Raw genomic sequence first — 16,506 nt, forward strand, 5'->3', positions numbered from 1 at the left:
AGCTCAGACCTGGGCGGGCTCCGGGCGTCGATCGTGCGCGCCACGACCTGCCCAGGTCAGCGCGGCGACGACCGTCGCGACAAGGCTGACCCCGCCGAGCACCACGGCGGTCGGCGCGAGCCCGAGCCCGGCGCCGAGGAAACCCGCCGCCGGATAGCAGAGGATGTAGCAGGCATGCGAGAGCGAGAACTGCGCCGCGAAGACGGCCGGCCGCTCATCGCTCGACGCCGCCCGGCGCAGGAGGCGAGACGACGGGGTCAGCACGAGTGAGGTGGCCGCGCCGAGGAGCGCCCACACCGGGAGGGCGAGCATCCACCCCAGTTCGCTCGACGTCGAGAGGGCGCCGGCCGCAGCGAGGAGGCTGACGGGGACCAGCGCGGCACCTGCGAGCATCACCCTGCGGTCGGAGACTCGCTCCAGCACGCGCGGCAGGCCGAGCGCGACGAGCATGGACCCCGCACCGGAACACGCGAGCAGCACGGCGAGGTCGGATTGCGGCCGCCCGAGCTGCGCCTGCACGAGCACGACGGAGTTGACGATGACCATCGCCGTCCCGGCGGCGACCGCCAGGTTCAGTGCCAGGAGCGCCCTGAGGTCGCGGGTGCGCCAGAAGACTCGGATGCCCGCGGTCAGTCGAGCGAGGAAGGGGCTTGGCGCGGCGAGCGCGACGCCCGGGAACCTGGTCGCGGCGACCAGGGTCGCCGAGACGAGAAAGCCGACGACGGTGCCGACGAACAGGGAGTTGTAGGTGACGACCGTCAGCAGGAGGGCTGCGAGGACGGGGCTTGCGAGCGCCTCGAGGTCGTAGGCGAGGCGGGAGAGTGAGAGCGCGCGTGTGTAGCGGCGCTCGTCCGGGAGCACGTCGGGGATCACGGCCTGGAACGTCGGCGTGAAGGTCGCCGACGCCGCCTGCAGCACGAAGATCAGCAGGTAGACCTGCCAGACCTCGCCCACGAACGGCAGCCCGAGAGCGATGGCGGCCCGGATGAGGTCGGCCGAGATGAGAACTCGCCTCCTCGACCACCGGCTCGTCACCGCGGCCATGACCGGGGAGACCACGACGTAGGCGATCATCTTGATCGTGAGCGCCGTGCCGAGCACGATGCCGGCGTCGCCGCCTGCGAGGTCGAACGCGAGGAGGCCGAGCGCGACCGTGAGGAGGCCCGTCCCGACGAGGGCGACGACCTGCGCCCCGAAGAGGTGCCGGAACGCCCGGTTCTCGAGCAGGTCACGCATCGGAGTCCCCAGCGGTGACCGGTCCGCGCGCGTCGTCGTTCCGGTGGTGCGGCGGGATGGCGTCGGCGCCACCGACTCCGGCGACGGAGTGCTCGGCCTGGAAGATGGCATCCGCGACGAGACGCCTGGCGTGCCCGTTGATGAGCCGGTAGAAGACGCGCGTCCCCTCTTGTCTGGTCGCGACGATCCTCGCGAGTCGCAGCTTCGCGAGGTGCTGCGAGACGCTCGCCGGCGTCTTCCCGACGGCTTCGGCGAGGTCGTTGACGGCGTGCTCGCCGGTGCTGAGGACCAGCACGATGCGCACGCGGGTGGCGTCGGCGAGCATCCCGAAGACCTCGGCCGCGAGTTCGACGGTGGGGCTGTCCAGCTCGACGAGCGGTGCGGTGTCGGCGGGACCGTGCGAGGCACCCGTCGATGTCTGCTTATCTGCATGCATACGCAGATAATGTCACGTGGCCTCCGCCTGGTCCAGTGCGGCACCGGCGAACCGGCTCGAATCGCCGCGCCAGACCGCCCTCAGGACGTACCTGACGCGCGGGACCTACGCTGGAGGCATGTCTGCAGTTGAAGATTTCACGCGCTTCCCGATCGACGAGACCTCGAAGGCGAAGCTCGCCGAGTCCGGCCTGCGCTACGAGACGCTGGACGCGAGCGACGCAGCTGGCTTCGCCGCGTGGGCGCGGGCCGACCTGCGCGGGTTCCTCGCGGCAGAGCCCAGCGAGAAGCACCTCGAGGGCATGCGGGCATCGCTCGGCTACCGGCGCACGACTGGCGTCTGGGACGATTCCGCTCCCCAGGCGGATGAGCCCGTCGCGACCACGAGCTCGTGGCCAGCCGAGCTCACGCTGCCAGGCGGCACCCAGCTGCGCGTGTGGGCCATCAGCTCGGTCACCGTCTCGCAGGCGCGCCGCAGGCGGGGGATCGCCAGGAACCTGCTCGAAGGCGAGCTGCGCACGGCGGCTGCGCTGGGCATTCCGCTCGCGGCGCTCACCGTCTCCGAGTCGACGATCTACGGGCGCTTCGGATTCGGGCCCGCGACCTTCGCGGCGAACCTCAGCATCGACACCCGTCGTGTTCGATGGAGCGGCCCCACGCCGAATGGTCGCGTCGACTACGTCAGCCGCGAGCAGTGGGCGGAGCAGGTCGCGGGGCTCTTCGACCGCGCCCGGACGTCGACGGTCGGCGAGATCGAGGGCTGGGACGGCATGTGGCCGCGCCTCGCAGGAACGGTGCACGACGAGGAGGGTGAGGGCAAGAAGCTCCGAGCCGTCACCTATACGTCGGAGTCCGGCGAGCTGCAGGGGGCGGCGCTCTTCAAGTACGAGGGCGGAGACAACGATTACGCGAGCCACACGCTGAGCGTCGAGTTCCTCCGCTCGGTGAGCGATGACGCGTACGCGGCCCTCTGGCGCTTCTTCCTCGAGGCGGACCTCGTCTCCACCGTCAAGGCGGAGCACGTCGCCGTCGACGAGCCGGTCAGGTGGATGCTTGGTGACCAGCGGGCTGCGAGCGTCACGACGACGGATCACCAGTGGCTGCGGATCCTCGATGTGAAGGCGGCGCTGGAGGCGCGAAGCTACGCGTCGCCTGGAGTGCTCGGCCTGGAGGTCGAGGATGCGCTCGGATTCGCGGACGGGTCGTTCCTCCTCACGGTCAGCTCTGACGGGGCCGGAAGCGTCGAAGCGGTCGACCGCCTCCCGGAGGCGGTGCCTGCGGTGCGCCTGCGCGTGGATGCCCTCTCGTCGCTCCTGCTCGGTGGGGTCGCACCCGCCGCGCTTCGCGCAGCAGGGGTGCTCAGCGAGGTGACGGGCGGGGCGAGCGCCCAGGCCGCGCGCCTGTTGCGGGTCTCGCCGGAGCCCGCTCCCGGCATCTGGTACTGAGCCGGGCTGCGGGGCGCTCCGCCGGCGGTGAACATCGACAGCTTCGCCCGGTGACGCGCAACTAGAATCTGCGGCATGGCATCTGGATTCTGGGGGCGCGCTCGCCGCGCGAAGCAAGCGCAGCAGGCCGAGATCGACGCTCACGACAAAGACCTGGCGATGAAGGCGGGAGTGGCGCTGGTCGACGCCGACGAGCGCATCCGCCTCATGAACGACGAGCTGTCGTTCGCGGAGGCCGAGCTCGGCTCGGGTGCCACGCAGGACCTCAGGGACACGCTCGTCAATGTGCGCAAGTACATGGGCGAGGCGTTCCATCTCAATCAGCTCAACGTCGACGACATCCCGGACACGCCAGAGGAGCTGCGCACCAGGAACGCGCGCATCGTGCAGATCTGCGAGTGGGCGATGGGCCTGCTCGAGGAGAAGTCCTCTGTGCTGGAAGAGGCTGTCGCGGTGGTTCGTCAGACCCCAGCCGTGCTGGAGGGCGTCAAGCGCGACTCGGAGCGTCTCCGGGCGCGCATCCCTGACGCGCAGGCGAGCATCGATCGGCTCGCGCTCCGGTACTCGGATGCCGCACTTCACCAGGTCGGCGACAACCCGGCGGAGGCGGCGCAGCTGCTCACCTTCGCCGAGCACAGTGCCGACGTGTCGCTGCGTCGACGCGAGGCGGGCCAGAACGAGCAGTCCCGGCTCGCGCTCGAGGCATCGACGGAGGCCGTGCGCCGAGTGCACACGCTGCTCGACGCCGTCGAGAACTACGAGATCGAGGCGCTTCGTGCCGAGTCGACGCTCGCCGCGGTCATCGCCGATTCCCGAGGCGACCTCGTCGCTGCGCGAGACGTGCCGCGCAGTCGCGAGGTGGAGGAGGCAGCCGAGCGGCTCACAGAGGCGCTCGCCTCGCTCCCTCCGGCGGGTGAGCGCACCGACCCGTTCGCGTCCCTGTCGCGACTCCGGGCCGCGAACACGGCGCTGGACGAAGCGGTGGCGAAGGCGAGGGATCGAGCGGCGCGCCCCATCCCGTCGCAGGCGCAGGTCGCGACGGCGATCGATGACGCGGACCGGCAGATCGCCGTCGCGAACGACGTGATCTCGGGGCACCGAGGGTGGATCGGGTCCGCGCCGCGGACGCGCCTGGCCGAGGCCGAGCGCATCCGGAACGAGCTCGTCAGCTACCGCGGCGGTGAGGAGGAGCGTGAGCAGGCCCTGTCGCTTGCACGGCGGGCGGGTTCGCTTGCGAGCGAGGCGCTGCAGCTCGCGCAGCGCGACATCGACCAGTCGCGCCCGCAGCAGCAGCAGGGTTACGACGAGTGGGGCCAGCCGCGCGGTGGCGGATACCAGGGCGGGTACGGCGGTCGCGGGGGTCGACGTGGTGGCGACATGGGGGACGTCGTCGGGGGTGTGCTCGGCGGTCTCATGATCGGCGGACTGCTCGACGGGATGTTCGACTAGGGCACTGTTTCACGTCCCTCACCGTTCGGTTGGTTGAGATGGGTGAATATCCGGGTGAATCACCCCGTGTGACGCGGATATGCGGATCAGAGTCCAGGATGCTGTGGTATTGCGCTATGTTCTAGTCCTAGCGCGTGATTTCGGAGCCGAAGTACCCAGCGTCTCCGACGCACGTGGTCCCACTGCCATTCGTCCCCCCAGCGAAAGAGTGCCGCCGAATGCCCAGCACATCCCAAGAATCATCTGCCCAGACCCCGCAGGTGCCGAGTGCCTTCTCGGCTGCTCCGGCACGCACCGGGACCGTCACGCGCCGCTCCATCGTCGCCGGCGCCGCCTGGACGGCACCCCTCGTCGTTGCCGCTGCATCCGCACCACTCGCCGCCGCGTCACTGACGACCGCCGGCTGTCTCCCGACCGGCACCCTGTTCAACGCCGGCTCGAACGGTCGCCTCCTGAGTGGGACGCTGCTCGGCACGGAGCTGCTCGGCGGGCTGCTGGCCGGTCTCACGGGCGCCCCGACGCAGCTCTCGGGGAACACCGTCCAGGCCGACAACACGTCGCCGCTCGACGGAGTCATCGACCTGCTCTCCGGCGTGCTCCAGATCGTCACGGGGCCCCAGTCGCTCGGCCTCCTGAACCAGCGCTCCTACGCGAACCAGTACGGCACGACGGACGGCTCGAGCGGCGCGGTCGCGAACGACGGCCTCATCGCCCTGACTCCCGCCCAGAGCGAGCTGACGCTCGGAAACCTCGACCTCACGAAGGTCTTCACGCAGCTCGGCACTCTCATCGGCTCGCCGGTCGCTGCCGACCTCCTGAACTCGCTGACCGACCTCGACCTCGACATCGGGGCGGTGGCCGGCCGCACCTACGCGAACGTCCTGTGCGTCCCACCGCAGACCGTCGTCGGCACGCCACCAGCGCCGAGCGTCACCTCCGGTTCTGTGTCCGAGGCCTTCCGCGGCGCCACCGCGCCGCCCGTCACCGTGCAGCCACCCACCGGCGGCATCCAGCGCCAGTACATCCTCAGCCACCTGCGTGCCAAGGTGACCTCGGGAGTCGTCGGTGCGCTCGGCACGGCCCTCCAGACGACCATTCCGGTCAACCTCCCCGTCAGCACCCAGGCGATCTTCGACGTCCTCGCCGGTATCCCGCTCCTCAGCGGATTGGTCGCCGCGCTCGGCGGCGCCGCCGCGCTGAACGTCTCTGCCACCGTGGATCTCGCGGCCCTCACCGCTGCGCCCATCGGCGGGGCGAACTCGCCGCTTCGCCTCGACCTCACCGCCGGCACCGTCACGGTCGATCTCGCCACGCTGCTCAATACGCCGGATGGCAAGACCTTCAACAACCTGCCAGCCAACACCCGCCTGTTCGCCGACCTGGCACTGCCCACCAACGCCGTCGTCGCCGCGCTCAACACGCTCGTCGAGGACATCATCACGCGGCTCGCGGGCTCGATCGCGATCTCCATCACGGCGAGCGTGCTTGGAGGCGTCACGACCGTCAACATCAGCGGCACGCTTGCACAGTTCCTGGCCGGTCCGACGGGCGGAGCAACGGCAGTGATCCGTGTTGCCCTGGTCACTCTCAACCTCACGCCTATCCTCGGCACGCTCCTCGGCGGGATTGCGGGCGTCGTGGCGGGCACGGTCCGCAACCTGCTCGCTCCGAACGGCACGCTCAACGCGATCTTCACGCCGCTGAACAACCTGCTGTCGTTGCTGTTCAGCGCGCTCACGAACGTCCTCGTGATCACGATCAACGCGCAGAACGACGGATCGTCGAAGGATCCGTTCAGCAGCGTGCGCGTGCCGCTGCCAGCGGGAGGCACCATTCCCGCCTCGCCGACGTTCCGCGTCTTCGAGACGGCGGCGCTCCAGGTCGGGGCGATCGGGTTCCTGAACCTGCTCAACCTGTTCGTGGCTCGCGGTTCGAGCGGACCGAACCCGCTGCGCCCGTAACACCGACCGCGGGGCTCCCCGCAGAGAACGGGCCCCGTCGGCGCTGACAAGCGCTGGCGGGGCCCGTTGTCGTCCGCGGAACCAGTGGTCTCGACGGTCCTGGCGCGCGCGGGACCGTCGGCGCGCCTACTTCGTCGAGCGGACCGAGAGCAGCTCGTACCCTTCCGGCACCATGGCCTCGATCTTCGACTTCGCTTCTTCGTAGGAGTCGGCTTCCGCCTCGATCGTCTCGCTCGCGACGGGACGGATGACTGCAATGACCTTGACCATCCGCTGATCATAAGGCTCTCGGTCGCCGCTGTCGGAGAAGGACGCGACCGCCCCTAGTCGGTGTCGGCGTCGGCGTCGGCGTCGGCGTCGCGGAGGATGCGCTTCGTCGCCCTCGCCCGCCACGCCTCCTGCAGGACTTCGCCCAGTCTCGCCGCGGACACGGCCTCGAGCCGCACGAGCACGCTCGGGTGGCCGTCGTAGTGCGGGGTGGTGAAGAACGCCTCCGGCTCGCCCTGCAGGAGCGCCTCGCGCTCGCCCAGGTCGGCGCGCCAGCACACCAGCACTCCGGGCTGATCGTGGAAGCGTGCGAACATCTTCTTCCCGACGTAGAACGCCGGAGTGCCGTAGGCGGTGCGCTCCTCAGTCTCGGGGAGCGCGAGCGCCAATCGCCGAACATCGTCGTCGCTGCTCATGACGCCATCGTGTCACTGCTTCTGCCAGGGAACCAGACTGAGCGCGGAAATCGGCCGAGGAGGCTCGCCGAGCAGGGAATACCTCGCGCCTCGGCCGTGCTGGACCTTGGTATGAAGGCAATCGTCTACGCATCCACCGGCCCCTCCGACGTCCTCTCCCTGGTCGAGCGCGAAGTCGCGCAGCCGGGCCGCGGGGAGGTGCGCGTCAGGGTCGTCGCCTCGGGCGTGAACCCGACGGACTGGAAGGCACGCGAGGGAGGCGGAGCCGGAAGCGCACTCGGCTTCGACGAAGTCGTCCCGAACCAGGACGGTGCCGGGGTCGTGGATGCGCTGGGCGAGGGCGTGACGGGGCTGGCGGTCGGCGACCGCGTCTGGGTCTACCTCGCGGCGCACCAGCGCCCGACCGGAACCGCGCAGGAGTTCACGGTGCTGCCCGCCGATCGCGTCGTCGCCCTGCCCGAGGGCATCGACTTCGATGTGGCTGCCAGCCTTGGCGTGCCGGCCATGACGGCGCACCGGGCGCTGACCGTGCACGAGCACGGACCCGCGCGTCTCTCGCCCGGGGCGCTCACCGGCCGCACGGTGCTCGTGCACGGTGGCGCCGGCGCAGTCGGGCACGCGGCGATCCAGCTCGCGGCGTGGGCAGGTGCGACGGTCATCACCTCGGTCAGCAGCGACGAGAAGGAGGCGCTGGCCCGTGCTGCCGGGGCCCACCACGTGGTTCGCTACCCCGACCCCGCGCTCGCCGAGCGCATCCAGGAGCTCGCCCCGAACGGCGTCGACCACATCGTGGAGGTCTCGCCGACGCAGAACGCGGCGCTCGATGTCGAGGTCATCGCGAATCACGGCAGCATGGCCTACTACGCGAACAACAACGGCGACGAGTTCACGGTGCCGATCATCGCGAGCTTCGCGAAGAACGTCCGCTGGCAGGGGCTGCTGCTCTACACCGTGGGGCCGGATGCGATGCACGCGGCCGCCGAGGACGTGACGGCGGCGCTCGTCGACGGCGCGCTGCCCGTGGGGGAGTCGGCAGGTCTGCCCATCACGTGGTTCCCGCTCGAGGACACCGCAAAGGCGCACGACGCTGTCGAGGGAGGCAAGGTCGGGAAGGTGCTGATCCGCGTGGCTGACGAGGCCTGATCCCTACCCCCGGTGCGGCCTCGTCCTCGGGGCCGTCACCGCGGGAAGCGGGGGTCGCGGCGATACTCGTCGAGCCTCGCGCTCAAGGCGGCGTGCACCTGTGGTGGGGCGTCGTCGCCGATCAGCAGTCGCACTCTCGTGTCGTCCGGGTCGGCGACGTGCGCGATGATCTCTGCGGCGGCATCCGCGGGCGAGGTGCCACTGGGCTGCGGCTCGTCGGCAGCTGGCGCAGACGGCCACGGCACCTGCGGCGTCCCGAAGAGGCGTGTGCGCAGCTCGTCGTAGGTGGCCAGTGGCTCGCTGAACTGCATGCTGCCGCCGGCCCAGTCGGTGCGGAGCTCGCCGGGCTCCACGATCGTGACGCGCACCCCGAAGCTGGCGACTTCGGCGGCCATGGCCTCGCTGAACCCCTCGAGGCCCCACTTCGCCGCGTTGTAGAGGCCGAGCGTCGGCATGGTCCCAACCGCGCCGACCGTCGAGATCTGCACGATGTGCCCTGATCCCTGCTCGCGCATCCCGGGCAGCACCGCCTGGCTGAGCCAGAGCGGGCCGAGCAGGTCGGTGTCCAGGATGCCCCTCGCATCCTCCTCCGAGACCTCCTCGGCAGCCCCGATGAGCCCGTAGCCGGCGTTGTTGACGAGGACGTCAATCGCGCCGAAGCGGGTGGTGGCGCGGTCGACCGCCGCGAACGCGTCGGCTCGGTCGCGGACGTCGAGCGACAGCACCAGCAGGTGTTCGTGCGCCGGGAGCGAGTGCTGGCCGCGGGCCGTCGCGACGACGTCGTGGCCGGCATCGAGTGCGGCGATGGTGAGGGCGCGTCCGAGTCCGCGGTTCGCGCCGGTGATCAGCCAGGTCTGCGATGAGGTCATGCCCGCAAGGGTAGGAGACGATCCTCGCCGAGACGTGTGTGCAGCGGGGAGCCCGAGTCCCTACTCGCCGACGCTCCCGTCGATCGCCTGGCGCAGCAGGTCGGCGTGCCCGTTGTGCCGCGAGTACTCCTCGACCATGTGGATGAGGACCCACCGCAGTCGCGGGATGCGGCCGTCCGAGAAGCCGCTCGCCGCGGGGTGCTCGAGGCCGCCGAGCTGGAAGGCGCGCTCGGCGGCGGCTCGTGACCGCGACACGGCCGCCTCCCACGCTGCGAGGAGCTCGGTGGGCTCGCTGTCGCGGGCGGTGTCCCACTCCCAGTCGGGCGTGGCTTTCCAATCAATCGAGGCCCACGGTTCGCGCGGCTCTTCACCGAGGAGGACGACGCCGAACCAGTCGTCCTCGACGTACGTGAGGTGCTTGACGAGGCCCCCGAGGGTCATTGTGCTGGGTGACAGCGTCTTCGCAAGGTCACCCGCGCTGAGCCCTGACACCTTCCAGGCGAGCGTGGCCCGGTGGAAGTCGAGGAAGCCGTTCAACGTCGACCACTCATCCTCGCCGAGCGGCGGCTCCGGGCGATGCTGCTCGTCGAAGATCGTCGTCATGGTCCGATCCTACGGACCCACTCGTGCCAGCGCGGGATTGCGGCCGCTGCGATGCACCGAAGAACTGGTGCCCCTGGAGGGACTCGAACCCCCAACCGTTTGCTTAGGACGCAACTGCTCTTCCATTGAGCTACAGAGGCTGGCGCGACAATGCTACCGGTGCTCGCGGACTTCCGCGCGCACTGCGACCCGCTGCAGCCTGGGAGCGGCCGGAAGTTCATCATGATTTCGCAACGAACGGGTCCGTGGACCGCTCGAAGTGGAAGTGTTGGGTCATGAGCACCTCAGAACAGCGAAGGGCGAGCCTCGCGGGCCCCATCGGCCTCGGCATCGGGCTCATCATCATGGGCACCGCCTACCTCCTCGACCGTCTCGGCATCCTCCCCATCGAGTGGGGCATCCTCTGGCCGATCTTCCCCATGATCGTGGGTGTCGTCGCCCTGATCACGAGCATCCGCAACTGGTGGGGGTGGATCCTCATCGCCGTCGGCGCGTTCTTCTTACTCAACGAGCTCGTGCTCGGCGGGCTCGGCAACATCTGGGAGCTGTGGCCGGCTGCCGTCATCGTCGTCGGCATCGTGTTCATCGTGAACGCCATCCGGGGGCGGAACAGGTCGGAGACGGTCGGCGGGGATGGGGCAGCCGGTCAGGTGCCGCCGTACGGCATCGACCCCGAGTCGCGCGAAAACTAGGCCAAGCTCGGCGCAACCCACGCGCGCCTCCACCCTCCGACCGGCCGAGACACTTACAGTGTCACGCGTGTGGGGTCTGTTTCGTAAACGAGGTTCAGAGCCGGGCGACGCGAAGAGCGACGATCACGGCTCCGGCAAGGGTGCGCCCACAAACAATGAGACGGAGCCGATTCCCGACCTGAGTCCGGTGCGGGAACGCCTCGAGCGCGAGCGCGCCGAGCGTGGTGATGGCGACCGCGATGACCACGACGACGGCCAGTCCCTCGACCTCGGACGCGACCACGAAGACGGTGTGCGCGCACGGAACGCCGACGGTCCGAGTCTCACGCGCGGCCGCTCCTGGGTTGCGGATGCGGTAGCGCACGAACGCAAGACCCACCCAGTGCCATCGGCGGACGAGCAGGAGCTCACCGCGCTGGACCTCGAACGCGCCGAGCAGGCGCGGGCGCTCGAAGCGGCCGTCGACGCAGCCCAGGACGCCTGGCTGCACGAGCTGGCGCAACTCGGCGGACCATCTCCGCTCCTCGACTTCGCCGACGAGCCGGGCACGTACGTCGAACTCACCAGCGCGCACCCAGGCGGAATCGCGCCCTTTGCTGCGGGCAAGACCGTGCTGCTGTCGGCGCTCGTGCGCGAGAACTCGTCGTTCCGTGGCGCTCGGGACGCCGCCGACCTCATCGCGCAGAAGGGCACCGAGCTGCTCGCCGGCCGCGGCATGAGCACGATCCAGCTCGCCACGGGCTTCGCCGAGTGGACGCAGGACGGGAAGCACTTCCGCGCGCCCATCCTCACCCGCACGGTCGACCTGCGCCGTGCAGGTCGCGACTACGAGTTCACGCTGAAGGGCCCGAGTCGCGTGAACGCCTCACTCGTGCGCCACCTCGCGCAGCACTTCGGCGTGCGCCTCCCAGTGGCCGAGCTCCTCGAGCTCGCGAAGTCCAACGACGCCTTCCTGCCGCAGCAGGTCTTCGACCGCACGCGAGCGCTCGGCGCGTCCATCCCGCAGTTCACGGTCTCGGCCCGCGCCGTCATCTCGAGCTTCGGCGAGGTGGCAAGCGCCATGCTCCGCGACACCAACGAGCTCACCCACCCGGTGCTTCGAGCCCTCGCGGGTGACGAGGAAGCACGCCGCCAGGTCGCCGCGCCGCGGCCCGCCGAGCAGCGGCCAAGCCCAGACCGTCGCGACCCGGTCGGGGACCGGTTCCTGCTGGACGCGGACACCGAGCAGGAGCGCGTCGTCGACGCGATCGCGGCCGGCAACTCAGCCGTCATCAACACGATGCCTGGCACCGGCCTCACGCAGACCGTCATCAACGCGCTCGGTCTGCTCGTCGCCGACGGCAAGCGCGTCCTCGTCGTCACGCCACGCTCAGCGAGCATCCGCGCCATCAGGGCACGCCTCAAGAGCGTGGGACTCGAGGGCCTCGCCGTGACGCCACGAACCCTCCGCCGTGACGCGATCGCATCCATCTCGCGCAACGAGAAGGCTCGCAAGCCCGCGATGCACGAGCTCGACGACGCGCTCGTCCGTCTCCGCCACGTGCTCGCCGACTACCGCGACGCACTCGTGCACCCTGACCCCGCGCTCGGCGTCTCCGCGCTCGACGCCCTCGAGGAGCTCTCCCGCCTCGAGCTGCGAGAGCACCCGCCCATCACGACGGCGCGTCTCGACCGCGACGCCATCGAGGCCATCGCCACGGGCCGCGACGCGATCGCGCGTCAGCTCCGCGCCGCCGGCGAGCTCGGCCAGTTCAAGTACGGCCCGGACGACTCGCCCTGGTACGGCGTCTCGTTCGAGTCAACCGACGAAGCCAACCGCGCGCAAGAGGCCGCCGTCGAGCTCGACGCGGGAGTGCTGGTCGAGGTCATCGACAGGGCGCAGGAGCTCGTCGGCCGAACCCGGATGCGCCCCGCGGAGACGTACGGCGAACTGGGCATCTACCTCCGCCTGCTGCTCGACCTGCGCGAGACGCTCGACCGCTTCCGCCCGGCGGTCTTCGACCACTCGCTGACGGACGTCATCCACGCCACGAACCCCAAGCGGGAAGGCAGCGACCTGACGTCGGCGCGCCGCCGCCAGCTGCGGCAGCTCGCGAAGGACTACGTGCGGCCCGGCGTCGTCGTGGACGACCTCCACGAGTCGCTCAAACTCGCCCAGCGTCAGCGCATCCTCTGGCACCGCTACGTCACGGATGGCTCCACCCCGACCGTCCCCACCGGCATCTCGGACGTCAGGAAGTTCCACCGCGAGGTCGCCGAGAAGCTGCGCCTCCTCGACGAGCCGCTCGTCGACGCCGGCGCCGTCTCGCTGAGCGAGCTGCCGCTGGCCGACCTCCCGGCCCGCATCACGGAACTCGCGGCCGACAGCGAGGTGCTGCACAACATCGTCGAGCGCCTCACCATCATCGAGCGCCTCGAGAACCTCGGCCTCACCCCGCTGCTCGAGGACCTCTCCGAGCGTCACGTCGAGGCGGATGCGCTCGGCGACGAGCTCGAGCTCGCGTGGTGGCAGTCGGTGCTGGAGGACCTCCTCGACCGCGACAAGGCCCTTCTCAACGCCAACACCCGGGTCGTGACGCGACTCGAGAGCGACTTCAGGGTCGTCGACCAGGCGCACACCGATCACTCCGCGGCGCAGCTCGCCTGGCAGCTCGCCGAGGCATGGAAGGTCGCGATCGTCGACTACAGCGAGCAGGCGGATGCGCTGCGGCAGCTGCTGCGCCGCCCCGGCGTGCCCTCCACGAAGCTCGCCCTCGAAGCTGGCGACGTCTCGAAGAGCATCGCTCAGTTGTGGCTCACGACTCCGTACGATGTGCCGCTCGTCAGCGAGCGCATCCACTTCGACACCGTCGTCCTGGTGGATGCGGGAACGATGTCGATCGCCGAGAGCATCGGGGCGATCCGTCGCGGCGACCAGGTCGTCGCGTTCGGAGACCCGGTCACCCAGTACCCGACGCCGTTCACGGTCGCCGTGACCCGACCGTCGGCCGACAGCACGGACACGTGGGGTCTCCGGCACACCGACCAGGTCGGCGAGTCCGTGTACTCGCGGCTCGCCGAGTTCCTGCCAGAGCACGCGCTCACGCGCAGCTACCGAGCGGGCGGCGAAGACCTCGCTGAACTCGTCAACCGGCGCTTCTACAAGGGGCGGATCCGCTCCATGCCCTGGGCTGGCACGTTGCTCGGCCACTCGAGCCTCAGCTTCTCGTTCGTGGAGAACGGAACGGGGCTTCCCGACCCGATCACCGGCGGCGTCGAATCGACGGACGCCGAGGTGAGCCGCGTCGTCGAACTCGTCGTCGACCACGCCGTCCACCGCCCACGCGAGTCCCTCATGGTCGTCACCGCGTCTGCCCTGCACGCCCGTCGAGTCGAGCAGGCCGTCTACTCCGCGGCTTCCCGACGGAGCGACATCGCAGAGTTCTTCACCTCAGCCCGCGGCGAGCCGTTCACCGTCACGACGATCGAGCTGGCCACCGCCCAGTCGCGCGACCGCGTGATCTTCTCGATCGGCTTCGGCCGAACGCCGCACGGCCGCGTCCTCGCGAACTTCGGAGTGCTCGGCACCGAGCTGGGCGAGCGTGCGCTTGCCGTCGCCATGACGCGTGCCCGCCGGTCTCTCGTGGTCGTCTCCTGCATCCGGCCCGGCGAGCTCGACCCGTCGCGCATGTCGCGGGGCGTTCTCGGCCTGGCGCAGATCCTCGGTGAAGCCGACCCGGACGCGGCCAAGGCAGGCACGCCCGCTGGCAGCGCCGCACCGTCTGAGCCCACTGCCGGTGACCCCGCGACCGACGAGGAGGGTGACGGCGAGGCACGCGACGTCGAGGCGCCGCCCATGCTACTCGACCTCGCGAACCGACTCGAGTCCTTCGGCATGACCGTCGAGCTGTTCCACCGCGGACGCATCCCGCTGGCCGCCGCCTACCGCGGCCGGGCGATCGCGATCGACACGGACGGGCTCGACCTGCGCATCGCGGGCTCTGCGGATGCGACGCTGCGCGAGACGCTGCGCCTACGCCCAGAACTCCTCAAGCGCCTCGGCTGGTACTACCTCCGCGTGCACTCCTTCGAACTGTTCGCGCACCCGGAGGCCGTCGCGCGTCGCATCGGCAAGGCCCTCAAGGTGCCACTGCCCGCGGAGACGGCCGGGATCGCGGCCGGCTCGATGCAGGGGGAGCTGGGTGAGCTGACCTCCGGTCGGTCGACGACGGATGCGGGGGCCGCGGCAAGCGCGAGCCTCGCGTCGGTCACGCTGCCCGATGGCAACCAGCAGATCGCGATCGCTCGCCCGGGCGAGCCCGGCGGTTCGAGCTGAGCGTGACCCACTCGAACGACCAGAGCGAGCATGCATCGACGCGCATCGGGGGCAAGCCGCGACGCCGCGTGACGACGGCGCCGCCGCCCGGCAGCGACCCAGCGCCGCAGTCGGTGGACGGCAGGCGTGAGCCCGCCGTGCTCGCCGGCGAGGACTCTCCGAGCGCCTGGGGCGACACCGACGTGCGCTACGCCGACGACCGTGCTGAAAGCCCCAGGGGGCCCAACGACGCCCGGCTGCGCGCCGACAAGCCACCGCACTATGGCTGAGCGGGCCATCGAACCGAACGACCCCAACGTGCCGGGTTCGGATCCCGAGCATCCCACCACCGGACAGACCCCCGTCGTCTCGAGCGCGGACGGCCCCAGGCCTCCCATCCCCGCAGAGATCTGGGTGCTGCTCGTCGCCACGTTCTTCATCGCGATCGGCTTCGCGCTCATCGTGCCCGTGCTGCCGCAGTACGCCCTGAGCTTCGGAGTCGGCGCGACGCTGGTCTCGGTGGTCGTGAGCGCGTTCGCGTTCATGAGGCTCGTGTTCGCCCCCGGGGCAGGCGCCCTCATCAACAAGCTGGGGGAGCGGCGCATCTACGTCGCGGGACTCCTCATCGTGGCGGCGTCGACGGCCGCCGTGGCGTTCGCTCAGGACTACTGGCAGCTGCTCGTCTTCCGGGGGCTCGGTGGCGTCGGGTCCGTGATGTTCACGATCTCCGCCGCCGGCATGATCGCGCGCTACTCGCCGCCGCAGATCCGCGGGCGCATCTCGGCCCTCTGGGGCGGCATCTTCCTCGTCGGCAACATCGCCGGACCCGCGGTCGGCGGGGCGCTCGCGCAGTTCGGCATCGGCGTGCCGTTCCTCGTCTACTCGGGCACCCTCGTCATCGCCGCGGCCATCGTCGGGGTCATGATGGGGCGCGCGCACCGCGTCACTGCCAGGAAGGCCGCCGAGGAGGCCGGACTGCACGATGCCGGCGACGACCGAGCCCCCGGCATGAGGAAGCTCGAGCCGAAGTCCCTGCGCGAGGCGCTCCAGGACTCCGCCTATCGTGCCTCGCTCGTGTTCGGCTTCGCGAACGGATGGGCGAACTTCGGCGTGCGGACGGCGATCCTTCCCTTGTTCGTCGCGACAAGCATCAGCCAGGAGCCCTGGGTGATCGGGGTCGTCATCGCCGTCGGCGCGGTCGGCAACGTCGTCTCGCTGCAGTATGCGGGGCGGAAGACGGACCGTGTCGGGCGTCGCCCGTTCATCCTCATCGGCCTCGGCGTCTCGGCGGTGGCGATGTTCGCGACGGCGTTCGCCAGCGATATCGCCACGATGCTCGCGCTGAGCTTCGTGCTGGGACTGGGCTCCGGGCTCGCGGCCCCCGCGGAGCAGGCCGTGATCTCCGACATCATCGGCTACGGACGCAGCGGCGGCCAGGTGCTCTCCACGTACCAGATGACGCAGGACGGTGGGAGCATCCTCGGCCCGATCGTGGCCGGCGTCATCGCCGACCTCTTCGGGTTCACCTGGGCGATCATCGTCTCGTCTCTGATGCTCGCCATCGCGTGTCTCTCCTGGGTGTGGGGCCGCGAGACGTTCCGTTCGTCCTGATCGGCCCGTGGCCTGCCCTTGAGACGGCGCCGAGACGCAAGAACGCCGCCGGGGTGACCGGCGGCGTTCTCGCGCAGCCCTTGGG

Annotated in this window: 15 protein-coding genes and 1 tRNA gene; 8 read left to right on the plus strand and 8 right to left on the minus strand. The window is 70.2% G+C overall.

All coding sequences use genetic code 11. From position 1 onward, the window contains the following. Positions 1-3: 3 nt before the first annotated feature. Both HDC34_RS06950 and HDC34_RS06955 read right to left on the minus strand, forming a co-directional pair. Positions 4-1,236 (minus strand): MFS transporter, encoded by a 1,233-nt coding sequence (locus tag HDC34_RS06950; RefSeq protein WP_179556344.1) that lies wholly within the window; start codon positions 1,234-1,236, stop codon positions 4-6. Further along, the gene (locus HDC34_RS06955; protein WP_179556345.1) at positions 1,229-1,672 is read right to left on the minus strand and encodes a metalloregulator ArsR/SmtB family transcription factor; all 444 of its coding nucleotides are present in this window, start codon (positions 1,670-1,672) and stop codon (positions 1,229-1,231) included. Before HDC34_RS06955 ends, HDC34_RS06950 begins: the two co-directional genes overlap by 8 nt. Before the next feature lie 118 nt (positions 1,673-1,790). Between HDC34_RS06955 and HDC34_RS06960 the strand changes: the two genes are divergently transcribed. From HDC34_RS06960 to HDC34_RS06970, 3 genes are all read left to right on the plus strand, one after another. Beyond that, on the plus strand, positions 1,791-3,116 hold the full coding sequence (locus HDC34_RS06960; protein ID WP_179556346.1) for a GNAT family N-acetyltransferase: 1,326 nt from the start codon (positions 1,791-1,793) through the stop codon (positions 3,114-3,116). Between the two features lie 75 nt (positions 3,117-3,191). After that, on the plus strand, positions 3,192-4,565 hold the full coding sequence (locus tag HDC34_RS06965) for a hypothetical protein (RefSeq protein ID WP_179556347.1): 1,374 nt from the start codon (positions 3,192-3,194) through the stop codon (positions 4,563-4,565). A gap of 218 nt (positions 4,566-4,783) precedes the next feature. After that, entirely contained in the window at positions 4,784-6,526 is a 1,743-nt protein-coding gene (locus HDC34_RS06970; RefSeq protein ID WP_179556348.1) for a choice-of-anchor G family protein, read from the plus strand. Between the two features lie 126 nt (positions 6,527-6,652). Here HDC34_RS06970 and HDC34_RS06975 read toward each other — a convergent pair whose 3' ends face one another. Further along, entirely contained in the window at positions 6,653-6,796 is a 144-nt protein-coding gene (locus tag HDC34_RS06975) for a hypothetical protein (protein ID WP_167516459.1), read from the minus strand. A 53-nt stretch (positions 6,797-6,849) separates the two neighbouring features. Further along, entirely contained in the window at positions 6,850-7,209 is a 360-nt protein-coding gene (locus tag HDC34_RS06980; RefSeq protein ID WP_179556349.1) for an MmcQ/YjbR family DNA-binding protein, read from the minus strand. A 111-nt stretch (positions 7,210-7,320) separates the two neighbouring features. Here HDC34_RS06980 and HDC34_RS06985 point away from each other — a divergent pair, with 111 nt between their 5' ends. Continuing rightward, entirely contained in the window at positions 7,321-8,352 is a 1,032-nt protein-coding gene (locus tag HDC34_RS06985) for an NADPH:quinone reductase (RefSeq protein ID WP_179556350.1), read from the plus strand. 35 nt (positions 8,353-8,387) lie between these two features. Here the strand turns inward: HDC34_RS06985 and HDC34_RS06990 are convergent, their stop codons facing one another. The 3 genes from HDC34_RS06990 to HDC34_RS07000 all read right to left on the minus strand — a co-directional run bounded on the left by HDC34_RS06990 (position 8,388) and on the right by HDC34_RS07000 (position 9,964). Continuing rightward, positions 8,388-9,221: an SDR family NAD(P)-dependent oxidoreductase gene (locus tag HDC34_RS06990; protein WP_179556351.1), complete on the minus strand. Its 834-nt coding sequence runs from the start codon at positions 9,219-9,221 to the stop codon at positions 8,388-8,390. 60 nt (positions 9,222-9,281) lie between these two features. After that, positions 9,282-9,824 carry a DinB family protein gene (locus tag HDC34_RS06995; RefSeq protein WP_179556352.1) on the minus strand — a complete coding sequence of 181 codons (543 nt, stop codon included), beginning with the start codon at positions 9,822-9,824 and terminating at the stop codon, positions 9,282-9,284. A 65-nt stretch (positions 9,825-9,889) separates the two neighbouring features. Continuing rightward, positions 9,890-9,964, minus strand: a tRNA-Arg gene (locus HDC34_RS07000). 135 nt (positions 9,965-10,099) lie between these two features. Here HDC34_RS07000 and HDC34_RS07005 point away from each other — a divergent pair. Then, positions 10,100-10,516, plus strand: coding sequence for a LiaI-LiaF-like domain-containing protein (locus HDC34_RS07005; protein ID WP_179556353.1), 417 nt, complete (start codon positions 10,100-10,102; stop codon positions 10,514-10,516). A 94-nt stretch (positions 10,517-10,610) separates the two neighbouring features. On the opposite strand, the gene HDC34_RS07010 is transcribed toward HDC34_RS07005, so the two are convergent. After that, positions 10,611-10,895: a hypothetical protein gene (locus HDC34_RS07010; RefSeq protein ID WP_179556354.1), complete on the minus strand. Its 285-nt coding sequence runs from the start codon at positions 10,893-10,895 to the stop codon at positions 10,611-10,613. Between the two features lie 3 nt (positions 10,896-10,898). Between HDC34_RS07010 and HDC34_RS07015 the strand changes: the two genes are divergently transcribed. The 3 genes from HDC34_RS07015 to HDC34_RS07025 are packed head-to-tail and all read left to right on the plus strand — an operon-like array spanning position 10,899 to position 16,421. Continuing rightward, positions 10,899-14,831 carry an AAA family ATPase gene (locus tag HDC34_RS07015; RefSeq protein ID WP_179556355.1) on the plus strand — a complete coding sequence of 1,311 codons (3,933 nt, stop codon included), beginning with the start codon at positions 10,899-10,901 and terminating at the stop codon, positions 14,829-14,831. Between the two features lie 2 nt (positions 14,832-14,833). After that, on the plus strand, positions 14,834-15,100 hold the full coding sequence (locus HDC34_RS07020; protein WP_257023091.1) for a hypothetical protein: 267 nt from the start codon (positions 14,834-14,836) through the stop codon (positions 15,098-15,100). Beyond that, positions 15,093-16,421 carry an MFS transporter gene (locus HDC34_RS07025; RefSeq protein WP_179556356.1) on the plus strand — a complete coding sequence of 443 codons (1,329 nt, stop codon included), beginning with the start codon at positions 15,093-15,095 and terminating at the stop codon, positions 16,419-16,421. Before HDC34_RS07020 ends, HDC34_RS07025 begins: the two co-directional genes overlap by 8 nt. Positions 16,422-16,506: the final 85 nt, after the last annotated feature.

It is taken from the genome of Pseudoclavibacter sp. JAI123 (assembly GCF_013409665.1).
GTDB lineage: Bacteria > Actinomycetota > Actinomycetes > Actinomycetales > Microbacteriaceae > Pseudoclavibacter.